The 26,392-nt window shown below is 72.1% G+C and carries 24 protein-coding genes and 1 riboswitch; of the genes, 17 read left to right on the top strand and 7 right to left on the bottom strand.

Going from position 1 to position 26,392, the window contains the following annotated elements; translation table 11 throughout:
- Positions 1-49: 49 nt before the first annotated feature.
- Positions 50-1,477, top strand: coding sequence for an RsmB/NOP family class I SAM-dependent RNA methyltransferase (locus tag IO24_RS0124610; RefSeq protein ID WP_031138930.1), 1,428 nt, complete (start codon positions 50-52; stop codon positions 1,475-1,477).
- On the opposite strand, the gene IO24_RS0124605 is transcribed toward IO24_RS0124610, so the two are convergent.
- A complete protein-coding gene (locus IO24_RS0124605) occupies positions 1,458-3,596 on the bottom strand; it encodes an MMPL family transporter (RefSeq protein ID WP_031138928.1) in 2,139 nt (712 codons plus the stop codon). The genes IO24_RS0124610 and IO24_RS0124605 overlap by 20 nt on opposite strands.
- A gap of 140 nt (positions 3,597-3,736) precedes the next feature.
- Between IO24_RS0124605 and rpe the strand changes: the two genes are divergently transcribed.
- The 7 genes from rpe to IO24_RS0124570 all read left to right on the top strand — a co-directional run bounded on the left by rpe (position 3,737) and on the right by IO24_RS0124570 (position 11,114).
- Complete coding sequence (gene rpe, locus IO24_RS0124600) at positions 3,737-4,423, top strand: ribulose-phosphate 3-epimerase (RefSeq protein WP_031138926.1); 687 nt, start codon at positions 3,737-3,739, stop codon at positions 4,421-4,423.
- Positions 4,424-4,501: 78 nt separating this feature from the next.
- Positions 4,502-5,545, top strand: coding sequence for a sugar-binding transcriptional regulator (locus IO24_RS0124595; protein WP_031138924.1), 1,044 nt, complete (start codon positions 4,502-4,504; stop codon positions 5,543-5,545).
- A 3-nt stretch (positions 5,546-5,548) separates the two neighbouring features.
- Complete coding sequence (locus IO24_RS0124590) at positions 5,549-5,920, top strand: barstar family protein (RefSeq protein WP_199808860.1); 372 nt, start codon at positions 5,549-5,551, stop codon at positions 5,918-5,920.
- Positions 5,921-6,029: 109 nt separating this feature from the next.
- Positions 6,030-7,472 carry a GuaB1 family IMP dehydrogenase-related protein gene (locus tag IO24_RS0124585; RefSeq protein WP_031138920.1) on the top strand — a complete coding sequence of 481 codons (1,443 nt, stop codon included), beginning with the start codon at positions 6,030-6,032 and terminating at the stop codon, positions 7,470-7,472.
- Positions 7,473-7,847: 375 nt separating this feature from the next.
- Positions 7,848-9,317: an amino acid permease gene (locus IO24_RS0124580; RefSeq protein ID WP_031138918.1), complete on the top strand. Its 1,470-nt coding sequence runs from the start codon at positions 7,848-7,850 to the stop codon at positions 9,315-9,317.
- Between the two features lie 10 nt (positions 9,318-9,327).
- Positions 9,328-9,780 (top strand): Lrp/AsnC family transcriptional regulator, encoded by a 453-nt coding sequence (locus IO24_RS0124575; protein ID WP_031138916.1) that lies wholly within the window; start codon positions 9,328-9,330, stop codon positions 9,778-9,780.
- 137 nt (positions 9,781-9,917) lie between these two features.
- Entirely contained in the window at positions 9,918-11,114 is a 1,197-nt protein-coding gene (locus IO24_RS0124570) for an MFS transporter (RefSeq protein WP_031138914.1), read from the top strand.
- Here IO24_RS0124570 and IO24_RS0124565 read toward each other — a convergent pair.
- The gene (locus IO24_RS0124565; RefSeq protein ID WP_031138912.1) at positions 11,083-11,619 is read right to left on the bottom strand and encodes a hypothetical protein; all 537 of its coding nucleotides are present in this window, start codon (positions 11,617-11,619) and stop codon (positions 11,083-11,085) included. The genes IO24_RS0124570 and IO24_RS0124565 overlap by 32 nt on opposite strands.
- A 299-nt stretch (positions 11,620-11,918) precedes the next feature.
- Between IO24_RS0124565 and IO24_RS0124560 the strand changes: the two genes are divergently transcribed.
- Complete coding sequence (locus IO24_RS0124560; RefSeq protein ID WP_031138910.1) at positions 11,919-12,707, top strand: carbon-nitrogen hydrolase family protein; 789 nt, start codon at positions 11,919-11,921, stop codon at positions 12,705-12,707.
- Between the two features lie 49 nt (positions 12,708-12,756).
- Positions 12,757-14,454 (top strand): flavin monoamine oxidase family protein, encoded by a 1,698-nt coding sequence (locus IO24_RS0124555; protein ID WP_031138908.1) that lies wholly within the window; start codon positions 12,757-12,759, stop codon positions 14,452-14,454.
- On the opposite strand, the gene IO24_RS0124550 is transcribed toward IO24_RS0124555, so the two are convergent.
- Positions 14,451-15,164, bottom strand: coding sequence for a DUF5995 family protein (locus IO24_RS0124550; RefSeq protein WP_031138906.1), 714 nt, complete (start codon positions 15,162-15,164; stop codon positions 14,451-14,453). The two genes, IO24_RS0124555 and IO24_RS0124550, sit on opposite strands and share 4 nt — an antisense overlap.
- A 175-nt stretch (positions 15,165-15,339) precedes the next feature.
- On the opposite strand from IO24_RS0124550, the gene IO24_RS0124545 reads away from it, so the two are divergent.
- On the top strand, positions 15,340-16,476 hold the full coding sequence (locus tag IO24_RS0124545; protein WP_031138904.1) for a glycoside hydrolase family 6 protein: 1,137 nt from the start codon (positions 15,340-15,342) through the stop codon (positions 16,474-16,476).
- Positions 16,477-16,479: 3 nt separating this feature from the next.
- Here IO24_RS0124545 and IO24_RS0124540 read toward each other — a convergent pair whose 3' ends face one another.
- Together IO24_RS0124540 and IO24_RS0124535 are read right to left on the bottom strand one after the other, a co-directional pair.
- A complete protein-coding gene (locus IO24_RS0124540) occupies positions 16,480-17,859 on the bottom strand; it encodes a uracil-xanthine permease family protein (protein WP_031138902.1) in 1,380 nt (459 codons plus the stop codon).
- Positions 17,860-17,960: 101 nt separating this feature from the next.
- On the bottom strand, positions 17,961-19,166 hold the full coding sequence (locus tag IO24_RS0124535; protein ID WP_031138900.1) for an MFS transporter: 1,206 nt from the start codon (positions 19,164-19,166) through the stop codon (positions 17,961-17,963).
- Between the two features lie 134 nt (positions 19,167-19,300).
- On the opposite strand from IO24_RS0124535, the gene IO24_RS0124530 reads away from it, so the two are divergent.
- Positions 19,301-20,590, top strand: coding sequence for an ROK family transcriptional regulator (locus IO24_RS0124530; protein ID WP_031138898.1), 1,290 nt, complete (start codon positions 19,301-19,303; stop codon positions 20,588-20,590).
- Between the two features lie 71 nt (positions 20,591-20,661).
- On the opposite strand, the gene IO24_RS0124525 is transcribed toward IO24_RS0124530, so the two are convergent.
- Together IO24_RS0124525 and IO24_RS0124520 are read right to left on the bottom strand one after the other, a co-directional pair.
- A complete protein-coding gene (locus IO24_RS0124525; protein WP_037668359.1) occupies positions 20,662-21,453 on the bottom strand; it encodes an SDR family oxidoreductase in 792 nt (263 codons plus the stop codon).
- A 102-nt stretch (positions 21,454-21,555) separates the two neighbouring features.
- A complete protein-coding gene (locus IO24_RS0124520) occupies positions 21,556-22,443 on the bottom strand; it encodes an RNA polymerase sigma-70 factor (protein ID WP_031138893.1) in 888 nt (295 codons plus the stop codon).
- A 303-nt stretch (positions 22,444-22,746) separates the two neighbouring features.
- A riboswitch (FMN riboswitch) is annotated at positions 22,747-22,877 on the top strand.
- Positions 22,878-23,022: 145 nt separating this feature from the next.
- Here IO24_RS0124520 and IO24_RS0124515 point away from each other — a divergent pair.
- From IO24_RS0124515 to IO24_RS0124495, 5 genes are read left to right on the top strand one after another with little or no spacing between them, the layout of a single operon-like run.
- Complete coding sequence (locus tag IO24_RS0124515; RefSeq protein WP_031138891.1) at positions 23,023-23,631, top strand: riboflavin synthase; 609 nt, start codon at positions 23,023-23,025, stop codon at positions 23,629-23,631.
- Positions 23,628-24,269, top strand: a complete 642-nt coding sequence (locus IO24_RS0124510) for a nicotinamide mononucleotide transporter family protein (protein ID WP_031138889.1) — start codon at positions 23,628-23,630, stop codon at positions 24,267-24,269. Before IO24_RS0124515 ends, IO24_RS0124510 begins: the two co-directional genes overlap by 4 nt.
- Positions 24,266-25,555: a bifunctional 3,4-dihydroxy-2-butanone-4-phosphate synthase/GTP cyclohydrolase II gene (locus IO24_RS0124505; protein WP_031138887.1), complete on the top strand. Its 1,290-nt coding sequence runs from the start codon at positions 24,266-24,268 to the stop codon at positions 25,553-25,555. Before IO24_RS0124510 ends, IO24_RS0124505 begins: the two co-directional genes overlap by 4 nt.
- A 20-nt stretch (positions 25,556-25,575) precedes the next feature.
- Positions 25,576-26,061 carry a 6,7-dimethyl-8-ribityllumazine synthase gene (gene ribH / locus IO24_RS0124500; protein WP_004002733.1) on the top strand — a complete coding sequence of 162 codons (486 nt, stop codon included), beginning with the start codon at positions 25,576-25,578 and terminating at the stop codon, positions 26,059-26,061.
- Positions 26,062-26,095: 34 nt separating this feature from the next.
- A complete protein-coding gene (locus IO24_RS0124495; RefSeq protein WP_003988914.1) occupies positions 26,096-26,368 on the top strand; it encodes a phosphoribosyl-ATP diphosphatase in 273 nt (90 codons plus the stop codon).
- Positions 26,369-26,392 lie beyond the last annotated feature (24 nt).

The following is a 26,392-nucleotide window of genomic DNA, read 5'->3' as shown; positions in this document are numbered from 1 at the left end:
CGGCGTAGGCTTGACGGCGCACCTCTTCTCACCCCCGGAGCACCTTTTCGTGAGCGAACAGCCTCGCCGAGCCCGCACGTCGGGCAAGCCCTACCGCCGGCCCAAGAAGGACCCCGTCCGCATCCTCGCCTTCGAGGCCCTGAGGGCCGTGGACGAGCGGGACGCCTACGCCAACCTCGTGCTGCCGCCCCTGTTGCGCAAGGCGCGGGAGAAGGAGGGACCCGAGACGTTCGACGCCCGGGACGCGGCGCTCGCCACCGAGCTGGTGTACGGGACGCTGCGGCGGCAGGGGACGTACGACGCGGTCCTGGCGTCCTGCGTGGACCGGCCGCTCAGGGAGGTCGACCCGCCGGTGCTGGACGTGCTGAGCCTCGGCGCGCACCAGCTGCTCGGCACGCGGATCCCGACGCACGCGGCCGTGTCCGCGACCGTCGAGCTCGCGCGGGTCGTGCTCGGCGACGGGCGGGCCAAGTTCGTCAACGCCGTGCTGCGCAAGGTCGCGCAGCACGATCTGGACGGCTGGCTGGAGCGGGTCGCACCGCCCTACGACGAGGATCCCGAGGACCATCTCGCCGTCGTCCACTCGCATCCGCGGTGGGTCGTGTCCGCGCTGTGGGACTCTCTCGGCGGCGGGCGCGACGGCGTCGAGGAGTTGCTGCGCGCCGACAACGAGCGGCCTGAGGTGACCTTGGTGGCACGGCCCGGGCGCGCCACCGCGGAGGAACTGCTCGACGAGGACGCCGCGGTACGGGGGCGCTGGTCGCCGTATGCCGTGCGGCTGACCGAGGGCGGGGAGCCGGGCGCCATCACGGCCGTGCGCGACGGCCGTGCGGGCGTGCAGGACGAGGGCAGCCAGCTCGTCGCGATCGCCCTTGCCGCCGCGCCGCTGGACGGGCCCGACCGGCGCTGGCTGGACGGGTGCGCGGGGCCCGGCGGCAAGGCGGCGCTGCTCGGTGCGCTGGCCGCCGAGCGGGGCGCCCTGTTGGTCGCCTCCGAGAAGCAGACCCATCGGGCCGGCCTCGTCGCGAAGGCGCTGGAGGGCAATCCCGGGCCCTATCAGGTGATCGCCGCCGACGGGACGCGTCCGGCGTGGCGGCCCGGCAGCTTCGACCGGGTCCTGGTCGACGTGCCGTGCACCGGCCTCGGCGCCCTGCGGCGGCGCCCCGAGGCGCGCTGGCGGCGCCGCCCGGAGGACCTGGAGGGCTTCGCGCCGCTGCAGCGCGGGCTGCTGCGCACCGCCCTGGAGTCGGTCCGGGTCGGCGGCATCGTGGGCTACGCGACCTGTTCGCCGCACCTCGCCGAGACCCGGGCCGTCGTCGCCGACGTGCTCAAGCAGCACCCGGACACCGACCTCGTCGACGCCCGGCCGCTGCTGCCCGGCGTACCGGACCTGGGCGAGGGGCCCGATGTGCAGCTGTGGCCGCACCGGCACGGGACCGACGCGATGTACCTCGCGCTCATTCGCCGGACCGGCTGACCCCCGCACCGACACTCTCCCGGGCCGACGCGCCGTCCTCCCGCGCCAGCCGGTGCGGCCACCACACCTTCGGTCCGACGTCCAGGAACAGCGACGTCACCAGGACCGAGCGGACGATGAAGGTGTCGATGAGGACGCCGAGGGCGACCGTGAAGCCGATCTCGGCGAAGGCGACCATCGGGAGGGTGCCGAGGGCGGCGAAGGTGCCGGCCAGGACCAGGCCGGCGGAGGTGATGACCGCCCCCGTGGCGGCCAGGCCCGTGACCACGCCCGCTCTGGTGCCCTGGCGGGCCGCCTCCTCGCGGATACGGGTGGTCAGGAAGATGTTGTAGTCGATGCCCAGGGCGACCAGGAACACGAAGACGAACAGCGGGAAGTCGGTCGCCTCGCCCGCGTAGTCGAAGACGTACCGGAACGCGAGCGCGCTGATGCCGAGCGCCGCCGCGAACGACAGGATCACCGTCCCGATCAGCAGCAGCGGGGCGATCAGGGCGCGCAGCAGGGCGCACAGGATCAGCAGGACGACCACCAGCACCAGCGGGATGATCAGCATGTTGTCGTGCGTCGTCGCCTCGTCCATGTCCAGCAGGGCCGCCGTACCGCCGCCGACCTGGGCATCGGCGTCCGGCACCTCGTGCACGGCGTCCCGCACCCGCTCGACCGTCTGTTTGGCGGCCTCGCTGTCCGCTGGCGCGGTCATGGTGGCCTCGAAGAGGACCTTGCCCTCGAAGGCCGGTTTGGTGCCGGGTGGCAGACCGAGGGACTGGGGGACCACACCCGGCGTTCCGGCGACGGTCCGGCCCACCTGCTCGGCCTGCGCCTGGTTGCTGACGATGACCAGGGGGTCGCCGCTGCCCGCCGGGAAGTACCGCGCCGACACCTCCTGCCCGGTGATCGAGTCCGGTTTCCCGGTGAACGCGTCCGCGTTGCCGATGCCCTCCGCGCGCAGCTGGATCAGGCCCAGCGAGCAGACCGCCAGCGCGAGTGCCGTCACGATCCAGGTCATCCGGGGGCGGCGGGCGATACGGCGGCCCGTGCGGGTCCAGATGCCGCGCTCGGTCGGGTCCGGCGTGCCGTGGTGCGGGACCACCGGCCAGAAGATCCAGCGGCCGAAGATCACCAGCAGGGCCGGGAACAGGCTCATCATCGCCACCAGGGCGACGGCGACGCCAATGGCGGCCACCGGGCCCAGGCCGCTCGTGGAGTTCATCTCCGCGGCGAGCAGCACCAGCATGCTCAGCACGACCGTCGCGCCGGAGGCGAGCACGGCCGGGCCGGCGCGGTGCAGCGCCAGGGCCATCGCCTCGTGCCGGTCCTCGTGCCGGCGCAGTTCCTCCCGGTAGCGGGCCACCAGCAGCAGGGCGTAGTCCGTCCCGGCTCCGAAGACCAGCACCGTGAGGATGCCGGCGCTCTGGCCGTTCACCGTCAGTCCGCCGTGCTCGGCCAGCAGGTAGATCAGCGCCTGGGAGGTGAACAGCGCGCAGACCACCGCGACCAGGGGGACCAGCAGCAGGGTCAGGCTGCGGTACGTGATGAGCAGCATGACGACGACGACCACCATCGCCGAGAGCAGCAGGGTCGAGTCGATGCCCTCGAAAGCCTCCGCGAAGTCCGCGGACGTGCCGCCCGGGCCCGTGATGTGCACGCTCAGCCCGTCGCCGCCCGTACCGACGTCGTCCCGGATGGACTCCACGGCGGGTGAGATCCGCTCCCAGCCCTCCTCGTCCATCATGATCGGCACGAAGACCTGGGCCGCCCGCGGATCGGTCTGCCGGTCGAACACCGGCCCCCGCGTCTGCTCACCGAGAATGCCGTGGTCACGCAACTGCTTCAGCTGCGTGACGTCCTCGGCGATCTCCGTACGGTCCTGCGCCGTCAGGCCGCTCTCCCGCGCGTAGATCACCACCGCCGGGATCTGCTCCGGACGGAAGTCCTCGGAGATCTGGAGCACCTGCGTCGACTCCGCGGATCCCGGCAGCCACGACGCGGCGTCGTTGTCCTGCGCGTCGGTGAGCTTCATGGCGAACGGCGCGGCGATGAACAGCACGACCACCCACAGGCCCAGGACCAGCCACTTGGCCCGCCGCCCGCAGACGAGATGCGCGACGCCCTGCTTCATGCCGACCCCCTCGGCGGCATCGCCCCGCGAGGGACGCGGGCAACTGCGCGAGTGACCCACAACGGCCCGCGGCCGACGTCCCACCATTCCCACCCGGGACCGATGCCCACAACCCCCGGAGGGCATGGCAGTCTTAGGCCATGGCCGCGCAGATCAACCCCAGCATCCTCTCCGCCGACTTCGCCCGCCTCGCGGACGAGGCGAAGGCCGTGGAGGGAGCCGACTGGCTCCACGTCGACGTCATGGACAATCATTTCGTCCCGAACCTCACCCTCGGCGTGCCGGTCGTAGAGTCGCTCGCCCGTGCGACGGACACCCCGCTGGACTGCCATCTGATGATCGAGGCCCCCGATCGCTGGGCGCCCCAGTACGTGGAAGCGGGGGCGGGTTCCGTCACCTTCCACGTCGAGGCCGCCGCCGCCCCGGTCAGGCTCGCCCGGGAGATCCGTGCCAAGGGCGCCCGCGCCTCCATGGCGCTGAAGCCCGCGACCCCCATCGAGCCGTACGAGGACCTGCTCCCCGAGCTCGACATGCTGCTGATCATGACGGTCGAACCGGGCTTCGGGGGACAGGCCTTCCTCGACATCATGCTTCCGAAGATTCGCCGCACCCGCGAGTTGATCAGCAAGCACGGCCTGGAGCTCTGGCTCCAGGTCGACGGCGGGGTTTCCGCTTCCACGATCGAGCGGTGCGCCGACGCCGGAGCCGACGTCTTCGTGGCCGGATCGGCGGTCTACGGGGCAAACGACCCGGCCGAGGCGGTACGTGCACTACGCACACAGGCGGAGGCGGCCACCGCGAAGGCCTCCTGGGCCTGCGACCACTGAGCCACAGCAAAGTGAACGGCTCTCATCAGGGCTGATCAACCGCGCCGGATCTGCAAGGATGAACGGCGAATCCAGAGTGTGAACAGCAGTGAGGAGAACGCCGTGTCGGGTATGTCGGCGGGCCGGTCAGCCATGCGGATGGGACCCGCTGAGCTGGTGCAGGCGGCGGCCATGGCCCGCCGCTTCTACCTCGAGGGGAAATCCAAGATCCAGATCGCGGAGGAGTTCGGCGTCAGCCGCTTCAAGGTGGCCCGGGTCCTGGAGACCGCCCTCGAACGGGATCTCGTACGCATCGAGATCCGTGTGCCCGCCGAGCTGGACGCCGATCGCTCGGACGCGCTCCGCGCCCGCTACGGCCTCAGGCACGCTGTCGTGGTCGAGTCCCCGGCCGAGGCCGAGGAGTCACCCGACCCCGAGAACCTGGGAGAGGTGGGCGCCGACCTGCTCGGCGAACTGGTCGACGAAGGTGATGTGCTGGGCCTGGCCTGGGGCCGCTCCACCATCCACATGGCGGCGGCGCTCGACCGGCTGCCCCCGTGCACGGTGGTGCAGCTGACGGGCGTGTACGACGCCGGGACCGCCGAACGCGGCTCCGTCGAGGCCGTCCGCCGCGCCGCCCAGGTGTCCGGCGGCGACGCCCATCCCATCTACGCCCCGATGCTGCTGCCCGACGCGGCCACGGCCACGGCGCTGCGCAACCAGACGGGCATCGCCCGGGCCTTCGAGCACTTCGACAAGGTCACCGTCGCCTGCGTCTCCATCGGCTCCTGGGAGCCGGGCATCTCCACGGTGCACGACATGCTCACCGAGGAAGAGCGCGCGCACTACGCCTCCCTCGGTGTCGCCGCCGAGATGTCCGCGCACCTCTTCGACGCCGATGGGCGCCGGATCGGACGGGACCTGGGCGAGCGGTGCATCACCGTGAAGGCCGACCAGCTCCGCCGGATCCCCGAGGTCGTGGCGATCGCGGGCGGGCAGCGCAAGGGGCCCGCGATCGACGCGGTGCTGCGCTCCGGGCTCGTCACCAGCCTGGTGACGGACACCTCGGCCGCGGACTACCTGTTGACGGCCGGCCCGGCGCCGAAGTCGGCGCTCAACAGGTCCGACCCGGACGGAGTCTGAAGGGTGGCCGGACAGGCGCACGGAGTGCACGACCCGGCGGGGCGGGTCGTGGTCGTCCTGGACCTGGACGGGGTCACGGACAAGGCGGGCCTCATGGACCGCTGCGCCCGCGACCTGGCCCTGCCCGACTGGTTCGGCCGCAACTGGGACGCCCTCGCCGACTCCATGGCCGACCCCGCCCTCTGGCCCGAGGGGGCCGGGGAGCGGGGCCTGCTGGTCGTCGTCGCGGGCTGGCGGAAGTACGCCGAGACGCGGCCCGAGGAGTGGCAGGTCGCCGAGGAGATCTTCGCCGAGGCGACGGACCGGGGCCCGGGGCTGTTCGTGACCCTCGGCCTTGGAGAATCCTCCGAGAGCACCCCTGACCAGCCTGGATGATCCGCTGGGGGTGGTTCGGGCGTCCGTCATGGGAGAATGAAGTACGTGCTCTTTTCCCCCTGGCCGGCCGGTCCGGGGGTCACCTCTGATCGACTGGGATGTGCAGCACGTGCGTTTCCTCAATGACATCCAGCCCGGGTACGACCTGACGTACGACGACGTCTTCATGGTGCCGAGCCGCTCCTCCGTGGGCTCGCGGCAGGCCGTCGACCTCAGCTCCCCGGACGGCACGGGCACCACCATCCCGCTCGTCGTCGCCAACATGACCGCCATCGCCGGCCGCCGCATGGCCGAGACCGTGGCCCGCCGCGGCGGCCTCGTGGTGATACCTCAGGACATCCCGATCGAGGTGGTCACCGAGGTCGTCTCCTGGGTGAAGAGCCGCCATCTGGTGCTGGACACCCCGATCATCCTGTCCCCGCACCAGACGGTCGCGGACGCGCTGGCCCTGCTGCCCAAGCGCGCGCACGACGCCGGTGTCGTCGTCGACGAGAACCACAAGCCGGTCGGCGTGGTCACCGACGCCGACCTCTCCGGCGTGGACCGCTTCACGCAGCTCGCCGAGGTCATGTCCCGGGACCTGCTGCTCATCGACGCGGACATGGACCCGGGCGAGGCCTTCGACACCCTCGACCACGCCAACCGCCGCTACGCCCCGGCCGTGAACAAGGACGGCACGCTCGCCGGCATCCTGACCCGCAAGGGCGCCCTGCGCGCCACGCTCTACACGCCGGCGACCGACGCTCAGGGGCGGCTGCGCATCGCCGCCGCCGTCGGCATCAACGGCGACGTCGCGGGCAAGGCGCAGGACCTGCTGGACGCGGGTGTCGACGCACTCGTCATCGACACGGCGCACGGGCACCAGGAGTCGATGATCAGCGCCCTGAAGCTGGTGCGCGACCTCGACCCGCAGGTGCCGATCGTCGCCGGCAACGTGGTCGCCGCCGCGGGCGTGCGCGACCTGATCGAGGCGGGCGCGGACATCGTCAAGGTCGGTGTCGGCCCCGGCGCCATGTGCACCACGCGCATGATGACCGGCGTCGGCCGGCCGCAGTTCTCCGCCGTCCTGGAGTGCGCCGCCGAGGCGAAGAAGTACGGCAAGCACGTCTGGGCCGACGGCGGCGTCCGCCACCCGCGCGACGTGGCCATGGCCCTCGCGGCCGGTGCGTCCAACGTGATGGTCGGCTCCTGGTTCGCGGGCACCTACGAGTCCCCGGGCGACCTCCAGCACGACGCCCAGGGCCGCGCGTACAAGGAGTCCTTCGGCATGGCCTCCGCCCGGGCCGTGCGCAACCGCACCTCGGAGGAGTCGGCGTACGACCGCGCCCGCAAGGCGCTCTTCGAGGAGGGCATCTCCACCTCCCGCATGTTCCTCGACCCGGCCCGTCCGGGTGTCGAGGACCTGATCGACTCGATCATCGCGGGCGTCCGCTCCTCGTGCACCTACGCCGGTGCGGGCTCCCTGGAGGAGTTCGCCGAGAAGTCCATCGTCGGCATCCAGAGCGCGGCGGGCTACGCGGAGGGCAAGCCGCTGCACGCGAGCTGGAGCTGACCGGCCCCGGCCCCCGTCGTACGGCCCCCGTCGCCCCGCTCCGCGGGGAAATCGGGGGCCGTTTCGCATGCGTCGGCCCTTGCCCCGGCGCATGGAGATCGTCGAGTGCGGGGCAGAGGACCTCGAGCTGCCGGAGCGCTCTGAAGGCTCCCGGGCGCAACGGTCCGCAGCCCTCTCGCAACGAACACCCGCCGAGCCCCCGGCAACGCAAAGATCTTGCGGGGATGCGCAAGGTTGCTGCATTTCGACAGCAACGCCGTTGCTCATAGGCTGTCGCCTCGTACGTGGCGTGGCGGGGACTCCGCTCGGTGGGTCCCTGCTCAAGGGCGCCCGCGGTCCCCGCCGCCCTGACCGGCAGCGATAAGGAGCCAGCGCGTGCTCGACCAAGGCGCACCCCCGCAGAACCCAGGCCAGACAGCCGCCCCCGCGCCCCCCGGCATCGGTGCGCGCCTCATGCGCCGCAAGCCCGTGGAACGCCTGGTCGCGGAGGGTGGCCAGGGCGAGGGAGGGTCGCTGCGCCGCACCCTCGGGCTGTGGCAGCTCACCATGATCAGCATCGGGGCCACCCTCGGCACCGGCATCTTCGTCGTCCTCGGCGAGGCCGTCCCCAAGGCGGGCCCGGCCGTCACGCTCGCCTTCGTCATCGCCGGCCTCACCGCCCTGTTCTCGGCCCTGTCCTACGCGGAACTGGCCGGTACCATCCCGGTCTCCGGCTCCTCGTACTCGTATGCGTACGCAACGATGGGCGAGCTGATCGCCTGGATATGCGGCTGGTGTCTGGTCCTGGAGTACGGCGTGTCGGTCGCCGCCGTCGCCGTCGGCTGGGGTGAATACCTCAACGAACTGCTCGACGGGACCATCGGCGTCACCATCCCGGCCGCCCTGTCCGCCCCGCCCGGTGACGGGGGCGTGTTCAACCTGCCGGCGCTGATCGTCGTGCTGCTCGCGATGGCGTTCCTGCTGGGCGGCGCCCGCGAGTCCGCCCGCGCCAACACCGTCATGGTCATCGTGAAGATCGCCGCGCTGGTGCTGTTCTGCGCCATCGGCGTCCAGGGCTTCCGCTCCGGCAACTACGACAACTTCATGCCGCTCGGCATGGCCGGCGTCAGCGCCGCCGGGGCGACGCTGTTCTTCTCCTACATCGGCTTCGACGCGGCCTCCACCGCCGGCGAGGAAGCGAAGAACGCCCAGCGTGACCTGCCGCGCGCGATCATGCTGTCGCTGGTCATCGTCACCGCGCTGTACGTCCTGGTCGCCGCCGTCGCGGTCGGCGCCAAGCCCTGGAAGAACTTCACCGACTCCGAGGCCGCCCTCGCCCAGATCATGCGCGAGGTGACCGGGCAGACCTTCTGGGGCACGCTGCTGGCGTTCTGCGCCGTCATCGCCATCGCCAGCGTGGTCCTGACCGTGCTGTACGGCCAGACCCGCATCCTGTTCGCCATGTCCCGCGACGGGCTCGTGCCGAAGGTGTTCGCCAAGGTCCACCCGAAGACCGGCGCCCCCCGGGCCAACACCCTGATCGTGTCGCTGTTCTGCGGTGTCCTGGCCGCCGCGATCCCGCTCGGGCAGCTCGCCGACGCCACCAGCATCGGCACCCTGTTCGCCTTCGCGCTCGTCAACGTGGCCGTCGTGGTGCTGCGCCGCACCAAGCCGGACCTGCCCCGCACCTTCCGGGTGCCGCTCTCCCCGGTGCTGCCCGCGCTGGGCTTCGCCTTCTGCCTCTGGATGATGGGCAGCCTGTCGGCCGTGACCTGGGTGGTCTTCGGTGTCTGGATGGCCGCCGGGCTCGTGTTCTACTTCCTGTACGGCTATCGCCGTTCCCGACTCGCGCCATCCGAAAAGTGATCCACCCACTGTGCTGAACGATCTCGACGAACGCATCGTGCACGCCCTCGCCGAGGACGCCCGCCGCTCCTACGCCGACATCGGCGGGCTCGTCGGCCTGTCCGCGCCCGCCGTGAAACGGCGCGTGGACCGGCTGCGGGCCACCGGAGCCATCACCGGCTTCACCGTAAGGGTGGACCCGGGTGCCCTCGGCTGGGAGACCGAGGGGTTCGTCGAGATCTACTGCCGCGGGAACACCTCCCCGGAGACCATCCAGCGGGGCCTGGAGCGCTACCAGGAGGTCGTGGCCGCGTCCACCGTCACCGGGGACGCGGACGCGATCGCCCAGGTCTTCGCCTCCGACATGCGCCACTTCGAACGGGTCCTGGAGCGGATCGCCGGGGAGCCGTTCGTCGAGCGGACCAAGTCCGTGCTCGTGCTCTCGCCGCTGCTGCGGCGCTTCTCGTCCGGATCGCCCACGTAAGTCTGTGGCCCGGGCCCGGGCGCCGGGCCTAGCATCGATGCCATGACCTGGCGACATTGATCCACCAGCCGTGCCTCCCGAGGACCGCCTCGGACGCCGTACCTCCGGCGTCCGATCCGTCCTTGCGGGAAGGCCTCATGACACTCTCACCCGCACGCGTGCCCGCCACCGGTGTCCGGCGGCTGACGACCACGCTGTACGGCTACGCGTTCCTCGACGACTTCGTCCTGCTCTACCCGGTGTACGCCCTGCTCTTCGCCGACACCGGCATGTCGCTCTGGCAGATCTCCTCCCTGTTCGCCCTGTGGTCGGTCACCGGCGTGCTGCTGGAGGTCCCCTCCGGTGTCTGGGCCGACGCCGTGTCGCGCCGGAGGCTGCTGTGGATCGGCCCGCTGCTCACCGCCGCCGGCTTCGCGCTGTGGGTGGCGGCCCCGTCGTACTGGGCCTTCGCGGCCGGCTTCGTCCTGTGGGGCGCGGGCGGCGCCCTCGGCTCCGGTGCGCTGGAAGCGCTGGTCTACGACGAGCTGGACCGGCTCGGTGCCGTCGGCCGGTACGCGCGGGCCATGGGCCGGGCCCGGGCCGCGCGCCTGCTGGGCACCGTCGCCGCCACCGGCCTCGCGGGGCCCCTCCTCGCCGGGGGCGGCTACGCGGCAGTCGGTGCCGCGAGCTTCCTGGCCTGTGTGCTGACCGCCCTCACCGCGACCCGGTTCCCGGAGCACCGGGTGCGGCCCGAGAGCGCCGGCGAGAGCTGGGTGACGACCCTGCGGACCGGACTCGCCGAGATCCGCGGGGACCGTACGGTGCGCGGCGCCCTGCTGCTGGTCCCCGCCGTGGCCGCGGTGTGGGGCGCCCTCGACGAGTACACCCCCCTGCTGGTCCGGGACATCGGCGTCGCCGAGGCGACCGTGCCCTACCTGATCATGCTGATCTGGGCGGGCGTCACCGTCGGCAGCCTCCTGGCGGGACCGGCCGAACGCCTCGGCACGACCGGGCTCGCGGTGCTGCTCGCGGGTGCCGCCCTCGCCCTGGCCGTGGGAGCCGCGGCCCGCTCCCTGGCCGGTGTCGCCCTCGTGAGCCTCGCCTTCGCCGGGTTCCAGCTGGCCGAGGTACTCGCCGACGTCCGTCTCCAGCACCGCATCGACGAGTCCCGCCGGGCCACCCTCACCTCGGTGGCGAGCCTGGGCACCGAGGTGGCGACGGTCGCGACGTTCGGTGTGTACGCGCTGCTGGGGACGGACATGGCGCACAGCACCGTGTTCGCGGTCCTGGCGATTCCCTACCTGGTGACGGCCCTGGCCCTGGCTAGAGCTCGGGCTGCCACGGCACGACCGTGAAGTCGCCCGTCCCCCTCTCGACCCGCTCGAAGGGGGCGGAGCTCACGCACTTGGGCAGCTCCTTCGTCTCGACGGGACTGCCCGTGGCAGCCCAGCTGTAGCCGAGCCGGTCGTGGCGGCCGAGGTCGTGGACGGTGACGCCGACCCGCCTGCCCTCGGCGCCCGGGAGGTCGGACTCGGTGATGACTCCGGAGACGACGGCCACTTTGCCGCCGGTCAGCAGGCAGTCGACCTTGGCCTTCGCCCGGGCGCCCTCGCCGTTCAGGTAGTGGCTGAACTCGAAGGTACCGGTGGCCTTCGTCGGGTCGGCGGTGTCCCGCGCCGCCAGATGCGCGTCGAACGAGAACGTGATGTCGTCCCCTGCCGAGCGGTACAGCATGGCGGTGCCGGTGAGCGCTGCGGCCTCCCGCTGCCGGGGCGCGTCCGACGCGGTCGCGGCCGAGGCCGCCCCGGCCGTGAGCAGCAGCGCGGAGCCGAGCACGACGATCTTCGTACGACGCTTCATTTGGTTCCTTTCCGCAGGCCGAGTGGACAGCCCCCACTCTCCCGGCCCGGCGGGGAAGGGACATCGCGCTCCGGGCCGGACTCCGTCTCCGCCGGGCGGCGGGGGAGAGGAGACGGACCCGGGCTGCGAGGAGGAGCCGGGCTACGCCTCAGGGCGCGCAACGAATCGCCGTCCGGCCCCGGACGTACGCAACGAACCGTTCACCGGCGCGCAACGGCTCCTGCTTGTCCGCCCTGGTCAGCCGCCCGTACCGTCTACGTGGCCCCTCCAACCACCCTTCCGCCCGGTGAGGAACACGCATGCGCACCGCCCTGCTCCAGAGCTCCGGCCGCCCCGGCTCCACCGTCGAGAACCTCAAGGTCCTCGACGAGGCCGCGGGCCGGGCCGCCGCCGCGGGTGCCGGGCTGCTCGTGACGCCGGAGATGTTCCTGACCGGGTACGCGATCGGCGACGGCATCGGCCGCCTCGCCGAGCCCGCCGACGGCGACTGCGCGGACGCGATCGCCGAGATCGCGACGAGTCACGGCCTGGCGATCGCCTACGCCTACCCCGAGCGCGACGGCGACGCCGTGTTCAACTCCGCCCAGCTGATCTCGGCCGACGGCACCCGGCTCGCGAACTACCGCAAGACGCACCTCTTCGGCTGCTTCGAGCGCGACCACTTCACGCCCGGGGACCAGACGGTAGTCCAGGCCGAACTCGACGGCCTGCGGGTCGGCATCCTCATCTGCTACGACGTGGAGTTCCCGGAGAACGTCCGCGCCCATGCCCTCGCCGGAACCGACCTGCTCGTCGTCCCGACCGCGCAGATGCACCCGTTCCAGTTCGTCGCCGAGTCGATGATCCCGGTGCGCGCCTTCGAGAACCAGATGTACGTCGCCTACGTCAACCGGGTCGGCCGGGAGGGCGAGTTCGAGTTCGTGGGGCTGTCCACGCTCGCCGGGCCCGACGGGGTCGCCCGGACCCGGGCCGGGCGGGACGAGGAACTCGTGCTCGCCGACGTCGACCCGGCCTTCCTCGCCGCGTCGCGCGCCGACAACCCGTATCTGCACGACCGGCGGCCCGGCCTGTACGGCCCGCTCGTCTGACACCCCCCTGAACCGCCCCGTTCGCATCTGTGCAAGGAGTCCGCACCCCATGACGTCCACCGTGCCCAACGCCGTCGAGCACGCTGACGCGCAGCAGCCGCCGATCACCATGTTCGGCCCGGACTTCCCGTACGCCTACGACGACTTCCTCGCCCATCCGGCGGGCCTCGGGCAGATACCCGCGACGGAGCACGGCACGGAGGTCGCGGTCATCGGCGGCGGCCTGTCCGGCATCGTCGCCGCGTACGAGCTGATGAAGATGGGGCTCAAGCCGGTCGTGTACGAGGCCGACCAGATCGGCGGCCGGCTGCGCACGGTGGGCTTCGACGGGTGCGACGAGTCCCTCACCGCCGAGATGGGCGCGATGCGCTTCCCGCCGTCCTCCACGGCCCTCCAGCACTACATCGACCTCGTCGGCCTGCAGACGCGGCCGTTCCCCAACCCCCTGTCCGAGGCCACCCCGTCGACCGTCGTCGACCTCAAGGGCGAGTCGCACTACGCCGAGACGATCGACGACCTGCCGCAGGTGTACCGGGACGTCGCCGAGGCCTGGGGCCGGTGCCTGGAGGAGGGCGCCGACTTCTCCGACATGAACCGCGCCCTGCGCGAGCGGGACGTGCCGCGCATCCGCGAGATCTGGTCCAAGCTCGTCGAGAAGCTCGACAACCAGACCTTCTACGGCTTCCTCTGCGACTCCGAGGCGTTCAAGTCCTTCCGCCACCGTGAGATCTTCGGCCAGGTCGGCTTCGGCACGGGCGGCTGGGACACAGACTTCCCGAACTCCATCCTGGAGATCCTGCGCGTCGTCTACACCGAGGCCGACGACCACCACCGCGGCATCGTCGGGGGTTCCCAGCAGCTGCCGCTGCGCCTGTGGGAGCGCGAGCCGCAGAAGATCGTGCACTGGCCCCTCGGCACCTCGCTCGCGAGCCTGCACGAGGGCGGCGAGCCCCGCCCGGCGGTGACCCGGCTGCACCGCACGGCCGGCAACCGCATCACGGTGACCGACGCGCACGGCGACATCCGCACCTACCGGACGGCGATCTTCACCGCCCAGTCCTGGATGCTGCTGTCGAAGATCGCCTGCGACGACTCGCTCTTCCCGATCGACCACTGGACGGCGATCGAGCGCACCCACTACATGGAGAGCTCCAAGCTCTTCGTGCCGGTCGACCGGCCGTTCTGGCTGGACAAGGACGAGGACACCGGCCGGGACGTCATGTCGATGACGCTCACCGACCGTATGACGCGCGGCACCTACCTGCTCGACGACGGCCCGGACAAGCCCGCCGTCATCTGCCTCTCCTACACCTGGTGCGACGACAGCCTGAAGTGGCTGCCGCTGTCCGCGAACGAGCGGATGGAGGTCATGCTGAAGTCGCTCGGCGAGATCTATCCCAAGGTCGACATCCGCAAGCACATCATCGGCAACCCGGTGACCGTCTCCTGGGAGAACGAGCCCTACTTCATGGGCGCCTTCAAGGCCAACCTGCCCGGCCACTACCGCTACCAGCGGCGCCTGTTCACGCACTTCATGCAGGACCGGCTGCCCGAGGACAAGCGCGGCATCTTCCTCGCCGGCGACGACATCTCCTGGACCGCCGGCTGGGCCGAGGGCGCCGTCCAGACCGCCCTCAACGCGGTCTGGGGCGTCATGCACCACCTCGGCGGCACGACCGACCCGAGCAACCCGGGCCCGGGCGACCTCTACGACGAGATCGCGCCCGTCGAGCTGCCGGAGGACTAGCGCCACACCCCCGGCTCGGTCAGGGGCGTGAGCAGCATGCGCCCGGCGAAGCCCACCGCCGTGTCCAGGCGCTCGGTGAACTCGCCCGCGACATCGGGGAGTTCCCGCAGGGCCCACAGGGCCCGGGCCGCCGTCCACGCGGCGTCCCGGGCGCGGTCCAGGCTCCAGGACCCGAGCAGGTGGGTCAGCGGGTCGGCGATCCGGAACAGGTCGGGGGCCGGCATCAGATCTTCGCGGATGCGCTCCTCCAGCGAGGCGAGGAGATCGCCCACCATGTCGAACTCGTCCTCCAGATCGACGGGTGCGCAGCCGAGCGTACGGCAGGTGTCCACGACGGCCAGCGCGAGATCGTGCCCGATGTGCGCGTTGATGCCCGCCAGCGCGAACTGCAACGGCCGTACCCCGGGGTGGCGGCGGAACTGGAACAGCGGCCGCCAGCAGGCGGGCGGGCGCCGCTCGTCCGCCACCGTCTCGACGGCCGCCAGGTACCGCTGCGCGAACCGTACGTCCAGCGTGATCGCGGCGTGGGCGTCCGCGAACCGCCCGGTGTCGACGTACCGGTCCACCGCCTCCGTCACGGCGAGGTAGACGCGGTTGAAGACCGCGACCCCGTCCCGCGGGTGGAGGGCCGCGTCGAGCGCGCGCATACGGGAGATGACGGCGTCGACCGGAGTGTCCACGGCCGGGGGGACTTGTTCGCATCGCGGCATGCGGGCAGAGTCGCAGCTCTAGGCTGGCGGAAGTACCGGCGGGCCCGGTGCTTCCCCGAAACGGGGGAACACCGCCCGCCGCAGGGGGAGGGGGAGCGGCACCGTGTCAGGCTCGCGTGTGCAGCGCCTGGCCGCCCGCAGGGCCGGGCGCAGGCGCGCCGCCCGGCGCGGCGCGATGGTCGTGGCGGCCTCGCTCGTCGTCGCGGCCGGCGCGTTCGCAGGGGTCCTCTCCGCGTTCGACGACGGACGGGCCTCGGACGAGGCCGGGCCTCCCGAGGTGTCGGCCTCGCCCCGCCCGGCGCCCGTGCCGGCCGTGCCGTCGCCGTCCGCGTCGGCCACCACCGAGTCCGCTTCGCCCACGCCCTCGCCGTCACCGTCCGTACGCCGGACGCAGAGCTCCACGCCGTCGAAGACCGAGACGAAGCGGGAGCGCACCCCCACCGGGGCCGGGCGGCTCTACCGCCACCCCGATTCGCAGGTGCTCGAGTGGGTCCGCTCCCACTCCGGCGACCCCCGGCACGCGGTCATCGCGTCCCGCATCGCCGGGCAGCCCGCGGCCGTCTGGTTCGCCGACCACTCCCCGGAAACCGTCACCGCCCGCGTCGCCGCGGTGACGTCGGGCGGCGCCGCGCTCGGCCGGGTGCCCGTCGTCGTGCCGTACGCGATCCCCGGCCGGGACTGCGGCGGCCACTCCCAGGGCGGGGCGCCCGACCTGGACGCGTACGACGCCTGGATCGACCGGTTCGCCGCCGGGCTGGGCTCCGGGGAGGTCATCGTCGTCCTGGAGCCGGACTCGGTCGCCCAGTCCGAGTGCCTCTCCGCCGGTGAACGCGCGGACCGCTTCGCCTCACTGGCCCGGGCCGGCCGCGTTCTGAAGGCCGCCGGCCCCCGGGCCCGTGTGTACTTCGACGCCGGTCATTCGGGCTGGAATCCGCCCGCCGAGCAGGCGGCCTGGCTCCGGCAGGCCGGTGCCGCCTCGCCCGAGTCCTCCGACGGCATTTTCAGCAACGTCTCCAACTTCCACACCACCGCCGCCGAGGTCGCCTACGACCGGCGGGTCCTCGACGCGCTCGGCGGCCCGGCGAGCCTCGGCGCCGTCATCGACACCAGCCGCAACGGCAACGGCGCCCCGGCCGACGGCGAGTGGTGCGACCCGGCGGGCCGGGCGCTCGGCCGGTCCCCGACCCTGAGCACCGGCGAGCCCCGGATCGACGCCTACCTGTGGGTGAAGCTGCCCGGGGAGTCGGACGGCTGCAAGGGCAGGCCCGGGACGTTCACGGCGTCGTACGCGTACGACCTGGCCTCGCCGTAGCGGCTACGACTTGGCGTCGTCGTAGGAGGAGGTGCCCTCGTCCAGCAGCGGCGCCTGCGTCTTCAAGTGGGCCGGGGCGAAGGCCCGCAGGGCGTGGTAGCCGGTGATGACGACCACCGTGCCGAGCGCGATGCCGCTCAGCGAGAACGTGTCCGAGAACTTCAGGGAGACGTTGCCGACGCCGATGATGATGCCCGCCGCCGCCGGGACCAGGTTCAGCGGATTGCGCAGATCGACGCCGGCGTTGATCCAGATCTGCGCGCCCAGCAGGCCGATCATGCCGTACAGGATGACGGTGATGCCGCCGAGCACCCCGCCCGGGATCGCCGCTACGACCGCGCCGAACTTCGGGCAGACGCCGAACAGCAGGGCGAAGCCGGCGGCGGCCCAGTAGGCGGCCGTCGAGTACACACGGGTCGCGGCCATCACGCCGATGTTCTCGGAGTACGTGGTGTTGGGCGGGCCGCCCACCGCGGTGGACAGCATCGAACCGACGCCGTCGGCCGCGATCGCCGTGCCGAGCTTGTCGTCCAGCGGGTCGCCGGTCATCTCGCCGACCGCCTTCACGTGCCCGGCGTTCTCCGCGACCAGCGCGATGACGACCGGCAGGGCGACCAGGATCGCCGACCACTCGAAGGACGGGGCGTGCAGGGTGGGCAGCCCGATCCAGTCGGCCTGGCCCACGCCGGAGAGGTCGAGCCGCCAGTGGTCGGTCAGCTTGCCGCTCGCGTCGACGGAGTGGATCTTGCCGAAGACCAGGTCGAACACCCAGGAGATGCCGTACCCGAAGACCAGTCCCAGGAAGATGGCGATCCGGGACCAGAAACCCCGCAGGCAGACGACCGCCAGACCGGTGACCAGCATCACCAGCAGGGCCGTCCACTGGTCCTGCGGCCAGTACGTCGAGGCCGTCACCGGCGCCAGGTTGAAACCGATCAGCATCACCACCGCGCCGGTCACGATCGGCGGCATCGTGGCGTGGATGATCCGCGCACCGAACCGCCGCACGGCCAGCCCCACCAGGAACAGCGCGCCCCCGACGACGAACACCGCTCCCGTCACGGTCGCGCTGCTGCCGCCCTGCGCCCGGATGACCGCGGCCACGCCGACGAAGGAGAGGGAGCAGCCGAGGTAACTGGGCACGCTGCCGCGGGTGGCGAGCAGGAACACGACGGTCGCGACGCCCGACATCATGATCGCGAGGTTCGGGTCCAGGCCCATCAGGACCGGGGCCACGAAGGACGCCCCGAACATCGCCACCACGTGCTGTGCGCCCAGTCCGGCCGTGCGGGGCCAGGAGAGCCGCTCGTCGGGGCGGACCACCGCGCCGGGCGCCGGGGTGCGTCCGTCGCCGTGCAGTTTCCAGCGGACGCCGAGATCCATGGTGCGGTTTCGCTTTCGTCGTGCCTGCGCGTGTCCGGACCATTGTCGGGGTGCGCCGGGAGCGGCGGTGACCGGGGCGACCTGGACGGACGCCCGTCTGGTCAGGGGCGGGGGCCGGGGACCGCCGCGTCCGGGCGGCCGACCTTCGTCCGCTCGCCGGGTCGCAGCACGCCCGCGAACGCCACCAGCCCGCACGACAGCGCCGTCACCAGGCAGAACGACACCATCAGGCTGGTCGCCTGCGCCAGCATGCCGATCGCGCTCGGCGCGATCAGGCCCGAGGTGTAGGTGATGGTCGCCACGCCCGCGATGGCCAGGCTCGGGTTGGATCCGCTGCGGCCCGCCGCCGCGAAGCACAGCGGCACGACGACGGCGATGCCCAGACCCATCAGCGCGAACCCGCTCATGGCCACCGCCGGATGATCCGCCAGGACGATCAGCAGCCCGCCGAGGACGGCGAACACACCGCTCGCCCGTACCGTCCGCACCGCACCGAAGCGGTCCACGATCTTGTCACCGGCGAGCCGGGCGACAGCCATGGTGAGGGTGAAGCCCGTCGTGCACGCCGCCGCGAGACCGGCCGAGGTCTCCAGCTGCTCGCGCAGATAGACCGCCGACCAGTCCAGGCTCGCGCCCTCCGCGAACACCGCGCAGAACCCGATCGCGCCGATGAGCAGCGCCGAGCGGGGCGGCAGCGCGAAGCGCGGCGGCGGCTCCTCGTCCTCGGCGGGCTGCAGGTCGAGCACCCACTGGCAGGACAGCACGCCGACGACGGTGAGGACCGCGGCGGCCAGGAGGTGGTGCAGCCGGGCGTCCGAGCCGAGGTGCGCGGCGAGCGTGCCGGCCGCCGAGCCCACCAGGGCGCCCGCGCTCCACATGCCGTGCAGCCCGGACATGATCGACCGGCCGAGGCGGTTCTCGACCTCGACACCCAGCGCGTTCATGGCCACGTCCGCCATGCCCGCCGTCGCGCCGTAGATGAACAGGGCCAGGCAGAGCGTCAGGAGGTTCGGGGCGAGGGAGGGCAGGATCAGGGACAGCGTCCACAGGGCGATCAGTCCGCGCAGCGCGTTGCGGGCGCCGAAGCGGTGGCTGATGCTGCCGGCGAGCGGCATCGCCACGGACGCGCCGAGCGCGGGGAAGGCGAGCGCGATCCCCAACTGGCCCGCGCTGACGCCCGCGTGGTCCTGGATCCATGGCACGCGGGTCGCGAACGAGCCGGTCACGGCGCCGTGCACGGCGAAGACGGCGGCCACCGCGTACCGGGACCGCTTCACCTCGCGCTGTTCGTCGACCACCTTGCCCATTCTGCGGTCCCCCTCCAGGTCTCTGCCGTGCTCGTGCCCGGTGCGGGCGTAAACTATCAGGAACCCTGCCTGATAATAAGAGGGTCTCCCGGCGGGCCCGGTCGACGGTCCCGCCGATCTGGAAGGATCCCGGCATGCCCGCATCCCCGAGCACCGCCCGGGCCATCAACGACCGGCTCGCCCTGCGTCTGCTCCAGCAGGAAGGCCCGTTGACGGCAGGGCAGTTGAAGCAGCTGACCGGTCTGTCCCGGCCGACCGTGGCCGACCTCGTCGAACGCCTCACCGCCGCCGGACTGATCGCGGTGGTCGGCGAGGCGGGGGAGCAGCGGCGCGGCCCCAACGCGAAGGTCTACGGCATCGTCGCCGACCGGGCGCACCTGGCCGCCCTCGACATCCGCACCGAGGGCGTCGCCGTGGCCGTCGCGGACCTGGTGGGGCGGGTGCTGGCCGAGGCGTCGGTGCCGATCGGCGGGGATACGGGGACGGGTCCGGCCGTGGAGCAGGCGGTCACCCTGGTCGAGCGTGTGGCGAAGGAAGCCGGCGCCGACCGCTTGCACACCGTGGGGATCGGGGCGCCCGGCCTGATCGACCCGTCCAGCGGCGAACTCCGTGACTCCACCGGGCTGCCGGAGTGGCACCGCCGGTTCGTCGCCACCCTCCAGGAGCGGCTGCCCGAGGCTCGTGTCCGCGTCGAGAACGAGACCAACCTCGCGGCGCTGGCCGAGCAGCGCGACGGGGCGGCCCGGGACCGGGACACGTTCGTCCTGCTGTGGCTGGGCCACGGGACGGGGGCGGCCGTGGTCCTCGACGGCGCCCTCCGCCGCGGCGCCTCCGGCGGCACCGGCGAGATCGGCTTCCTCCCGGTCCCGGGTACGACCGCACTGCCGACCTCGACGGACTGCGAGGGCGGTTTCCATTCGCTGGCCTCGTCGGCGGCGGTCGTGGAACTCGCTGCCGAGTACAGGGTGCCGACGGAGCCGGGGCAGGAGGCGTCGCGGGCCCCCGGGGTCGTGCGGGCGGCGGCCGGTGTGGTGCGGGGGGCGGTGGCCCGGGCCCGGGAGGAGGGAGCCGCGGCCGGTCCGGCGCCCGGATCCACCGAAGAGCACCCGCCCGCCGTCCCCGCTGCCCGTTTCCTCGACGCCCTCGCCGATCGCCTGGCCGTCGGAGTCGCGTCGGTGGTCGCGATCCTGGACCCCGGGTGCGTGGTGCTCGGGGGTGAGGTCGGTGAGGCCGGCGGCAAGGAACTCGCCGCACGCGTGCAGGACCGCATCGCCCGGATGACACCGCTGCCCACGGAGGTACGTACGACCACCCTGGGCGGCGGCGCGGTCCTGCGCGGCGCGCTGCTGACGGCCCGGGACCGCGCCCAGGAGGAACTCTTCACGCCGGGGGAGCGGTTGCCGCAGCCGTCCCCGGGCCGGTAGGACGCGACGCCAGGGCTGTCACACCCGGGCGCCCGGGCCCATGGCCGCTGCTTCCCGCTCCGCTCCGGTGCCTACGCCCCCGGCCGGCCCTCCCCGCCCCGCCCGCTCGCCGCCCGTACCTGGCCGCTCGTGAACCGCCTCGCCAGGTACTCCTCGAACGACCCGGTGCCCACGGCCTGCTCCGGTGCCAGATGCCCCCCACTCCGGAAGCCCTGGTACGCCGCCCCCCACAGCGGCACGTTCACCACCGCCCGCCGTCGCCCGGACGCCTTCAGGTACGCGCGGGCCAGCGACTCGAACGTCCGCACCTCGGGCCCGCCCATGTCCTCGACCCGCCCCGCCGGCCCACCCGCCGCGAGTCCGGCCAGCCGGTCCGCGACCTCGGCGACCTCGACCGGCTGGTCCCGAAGGCCGGCCGGCAGGAACAGCACCGGCAGCTTCGACAGCCCCTGGAGCAGCATGGCCAGCAGGTCGTGGAACTGGGTCGCCCGCAGCACGGTCCATCCGAGCCCCGACTCCTCGACGAGCCGCTCCACCGCGAGCTTGCTCTTGTAATAGCGGAACGGCACCCGGTCGACGCCGACGATGGAGACGTACACGAGGTGGGGCACACGCGCCCCGCGCGCCGCCCTGATCAGGTTCGCCGCCGCCTCCTCGTCGCCCTTCTGCGACGACGCGCAGTGCACGATCGTGTCCACACCGGCGACCGCCGCGTCCAGCCCTGCACCGCCCTTCCGCAGATCGACCGCGTACGGCTCACTGTGCCGGCTGAGTACCCGCACCTCGTGCCCGTCCGCGCGCAGCCGCTCGACGACGAGCCGGCCGAGCGTTCCGGTACCGCCGGTCACCAGGATCGTGGTCATGCTGTTCAGTCCCTTCCGACGCCCGGCGCTCCCGGATGGAGCGCCCCACGCCAGCTAGGACCGAACACCCCCCGCGGAATGTGACAGGCGCACCCGGCGGTCCTACGCCCGGGTGAGCTGACGCCGCGCGAACGCCAGCTTCTCCGGGTTGACCACGGCCCGCACCCCCGTGACCAGCCCGTCGCGCACCTCGAACGCCGCCAGTCCCACCAGGGTGTCGCCGGCCCAGGTGGCCAGCCCGGTCGCTCCGTTGACCTCCACCGGCGTGAAGTCCAGGCCCGCCGCGAACTTCGGGCCCCCGCCCGCCAGGAAGTGGGCGATCCGCTGCCCGCCCTCGATCGGCCAACGCGCTGCGGTGACCTTGCCGCCGCCGTCGCTCCACCAGGTCGCCTCGGCCGCGAGCAGCTTCTCCAGCCCGGCCAGATCACCCTCGCGGGCCGCGGTGATGAACGACGTGACCAGCTCCTCCTGCTGTTCGGACGCGGGCTCGAACCGGGCCTGCGGCGCACTCACCCGCTGCGCGGCCCGCCGGTACAGCTGGCGGCAGTTCGCCTCGCTCAGGTCCAGCACCCCCGCGATCTCCCGGTGCCCGTAGCCGAACGCCTCCCGCAGCACGTACACCGCCCGCTCGGTCGGTGTCAGCCGCTCCAGCAGCACCAGCATCGCCATCGACACGGCGTCCCGCTGCTCGGCCGACTCCAAGGGCCCGAGCGTGCCGTCCCCGGTGACCACCGGCTCGGGCAGCCAGGTCCCGACGTACTGCTCGCGGCGGGCCCGCGCGGAGGTCAGCCGGTTCAGGCAGAGGTTCGTGACGACCTTGGCGAGCCAGGCCGCCGGCTGCTCGATCACGGCCCGGTCGGCTCCGCTGAAGCGCAGATACGCGTCCTGGACCGCGTCCTCGGCCTCCTCGGCGGAGCCCAGCAGCCGGTAGGCGAGCGAGAACATCCGGCGCCGGTGGATCTCGAACTCGTCGGCGGTCGTCGTGGTCATACGACTCACCCTGCCAGAACGCCGTGCGCACGGCGTGGGAAGGCCCGACGGCGGGCAAGGGCCGTCGTCACCGCCGCCGGGCCGGTCTGCGGGGGGTGTCGGCCCTGGCGTCGACCCTAGAAAGGACTAGACCATTGCGTCAATAGGTGCGTACCGATCCCGGGCGTCAAGAGGGTGCGCCGACCGGCAAGTTGGGGCTCCGGTCGCGCTCGGGAAGGGGGGTGACACGTTCTGTGAGGCAGCCCACACACTCCGCCTCTCTGAACGTCGATCAGGCATGGCACACTGGCCGTGTACCAGTAGCAGCGCACTCCGGGGTCGGTGAAAGTCCGAACCGGCGGTTACAGTCCGCGACCCGGTCGCCTCCAGCGGCCGGTTGACCAGGTGAAATTCCTGGACCGACGGTTAAAGTCCGGATGGGAGGCAGTGCGCGGCGAGCGGGCATTCGTGCGCGCCGCCCAGAAGTCCGTCCCTCGCGGCGGACTCCGTCCGGCGTCGTCCGCGGTGTCCCTGCTCGTATCCTCTGTCGTCATCGACAGCCCCGGAGTCCGTGCCCGAAGAGGCAGGAGGACCCGGGAAGTGTTCACCGGAATCGTCGAAGAGCTGGGCGAGGTCACCGCCGTCGAGACCCTCGACGACGCCTGTCGCTTCCGCCTGCGCGGCCCAGTCGTCACCGAAGGCGCCAAGCACGGCGACTCGATCGCCGTGAACGGCGTCTGTCTCACGGTCGTCGACCACGAGGGCGACGAATTCACCGCCGACGTCATGGCCGAGACCCTGAACCGCTCCAGCCTCGGTGTCCTCGAGGCCGGCTCCCGGGTCAACCTCGAACGCCCCATGGCCGTCGGCGAACGCCTCGGCGGGCACATCGTGCAGGGCCATGTGGACGGCACCGGCGAGATCCTGGAGCGCAAGCCGTCCGAGCACTGGGAGCTCGTGAAGATCTCCCTCCCTGCGGACCTCACCCGGTACGTGGTCGAGAAGGGCTCCATCACCGTCGACGGCATCAGCCTCACCGTCGTCGACGCGGGCCCCGACCACTTCACCGTGAGCCTCATCCCCACCACCCTCGCCCTGACCACGCTCGGCCACAAGCAGCCCGGCGACCCGGTCAACCTCGAGGTGGACGTCATCGCCAAGTACGTCGAGCGGATGCTGGGCGACCGGGCGCAGGGGGCGACCCGGTGAACACGCTGAACTCCGAGGCGTTCGTCCTCTTCGGTCAGCACATCCTCTGGTCCGACATGGTCGGCAACCTCTTCGGCCTGGCCGCCCTGGCCCTTGGCTGGCGGCGCTCCATCTGGACCTGGCCCGTGCAGTTCCTGGCCGGCCTCATCCTCTTCGGCGCCTTCTTCGGCCACCTCACCGGCAGCGCCGGCAAGCAGGCGGTCGTCATGGTCGTCGCCCTGTACGGCTGGTGGCAGTGGCGGCGCGGCCAGGGACAGGACGAGGACGGCCACATCGCCGTCCGGTTCGCCACCTGGCGCGAGCGCGCGGCGATGGCCGCGGCGGCCGCCGCCGGCACGGTCGCGGTGGCGCTGCTCTTCACGGCGTACCCGACCCTGTCCTGGGACCCCTGGCCGGACGCGTACATCTTCGTCGGCACCGTCGTCGCCATGTACGCCCAGGCGCGCGGCATGGTCGAGTTCTGGTTCGCCTGGCTGCTCGTCGACCTCGTGGGCGTGCCCCTCAACTTCGCCAACGGCTACGCCTTCTCAGGCTTCGTCTACGTCATCTACGGCGCGCTCGTCCTGTGGGGCATGCGCGACTGGTGGCTGCGCTCGCGTCAGGCCGCGCGGCCCACCCTGGAAGGAGCGCCGGCATGAATCCCGCAACCGCCCTGTACAGCACCGACGACGTCGAGAACTTCGCGCTCGACCCCGTCGAGCAGGCCATCGCCGACATCGCGGCCGGCCGCCCCGTCGTGGTCGTCGACGACGAGGACCGGGAGAACGAGGGCGACCTCGTCATCGCCGCCGAGAAGGCGACCCCCGAGATCGTCGCCTTCATGATGAGCGAGTGCCGCGGCCTGATCTGCGCCCCCATGGAGGGCGACGAACTGGACCGGCTGAAGCTCCCGCAGATGGTCGAGGACAACACCGAGTCGATGAAGACCGCGTTCACGGTCTCCGTCGACGCCTCGGCCGCGCACGGCGTGAGCACCGGCATCTCCGCCTCCGACCGCGCCACCACCCTCCGGCTGCTCGCCGACGGCATCTCCGGAGCCGACGACTTCGTCCGCCCCGGGCACATCTTCCCGCTGCGGTCCCGGCCCGGAGGGGTCCTCACCCGCAACGGCCACACCGAGGCCGCCGTCGACCTCGCCCGCCTCGCGGGCCTGCGCCCGGCCGGCGCGATCGTCGAGATCGCCGGGGAGGACGGCACCATGCTGCGCCTGCCCGAGCTGATCCCCTTCGCCCGCAAGCACGGCCTGACGATCATCTCCATCGAGGACCTGATCACCTACCGCCGCAGCAGCGAACCCACCGTCCGCCGCGAGGCGAAAACCCAACTGCCCACCGCTCACGGCACGTTCACCGCCTACGGCTACCGCTCCACGGTCGACGGCGTCGAACACGTCGCCCTCGTGCACGGCGACATCGGTGACGGCCAGGACGTCCTCGTCCGCGTCCACTCCGAATGCCTCACCGGCGACGTGTTCGGCTCGGTCCGCTGCGACTGCGGCCCTCAGCTGGACGCCTCGCTGGCCCGGATCCAGGCCGAGGGCCGGGGAGTCGTGGTCTACCTGCGCGGACACGAGGGCCGCGGCATCGGCCTGATGTCGAAGCTGCGCGCCTACGAACTCCAGGAGCAGGGCCGCGACACCCTCGATGCCAACCTGGAACTCGGCCTGCCCGCCGACGCCCGCGACTACGGCGCCGGAGCGCAGATCCTCGCCGACCTCGGCGTGCGCGGCGTCCGGCTGCTGACCAACAACCCCGACAAGACCGATGCGCTCGTCCGCCACGGCATCGCGGTGAAGGCCCGCGTGCCGATGCCCGTGAGCGCCGGCGAGCACAACCTCCGCTACCTGCGCACCAAGCGGGACCGGATGGGCCACGACCTGCCCTGGCTGGACACGACCACCGTGCCGGCCTGCGGCAATCAGTAAGAGAGCACAGAGGGAGAGACGTGAGCGGCAAGGGTGCACCGGAGCTGTCCGTACGCAATGTGGGTGACCTCCGGGTCGCCGTCATCGCGGCACAGTGGCACGAGAAGGTGATGGACGGTCTGGTCGACGGCGCCCTGCGCGCCCTGCACGACCTGGGCATCGACGAGCCGACCCTGCTCAGGGTCCCCGGCAGCTGGGAGCTCCCGGTGGTCGCCAAGGTCCTCGCGGGCCGCGGCTACGACGCGATCGTCGCCCTCGGCGTCGTCATCCGCGGCGGAACCCCCCACTTCGAGTACGTGTGCCAGGGCGTGACCCAGGGCCTCACCCAGGTCTCCGTCGACACCGGCGTCCCCGTCGGCTTCGGCGTGCTGACCTGCGACACCGAGGAGCAGGCCCTGGACCGGGCCGGCATCGAGGGCTCCAGCGAGGACAAGGGGCACGAGGCGGTGACGGCGGCGGTGGCGACCGCGGCCACCCTCCGCTCAGTATCCGAACCCTGGCGCTGACGAAAGCCGCGTGTGGCATAGGCTGAGCGACACCATGTCCAAGAAGACGTTCGAGGAGCTCTTCACCGAGCTCCAGCACAAGGCCGCCCAGGGCGATCCCGCCACTTCCCGCACCGCAGAACTGGTCGAGAAGGGCGTCCACGCCATCGGCAAGAAGGTCGTCGAAGAGGCCGCCGAGGTGTGGATGGCCGCCGAGTACGAGGGCAAGGAAGCCGCCGCCGAGGAGATCTCGCAGCTGCTGTACCACGTCCAGGTGATGATGGTCGCCCGCGGCATCTCCCTCGACGACGTCTACGCCCACCTGTAAGCCGCGACCGCCCCCCGTACGACA

The organism is Streptomyces flavovariabilis (assembly GCF_000725785.1).
Taxonomy (GTDB): domain Bacteria; phylum Actinomycetota; class Actinomycetes; order Streptomycetales; family Streptomycetaceae; genus Streptomyces; species Streptomyces hawaiiensis.
This window is presented reverse-complemented; position numbering and strand designations above follow the sequence as displayed.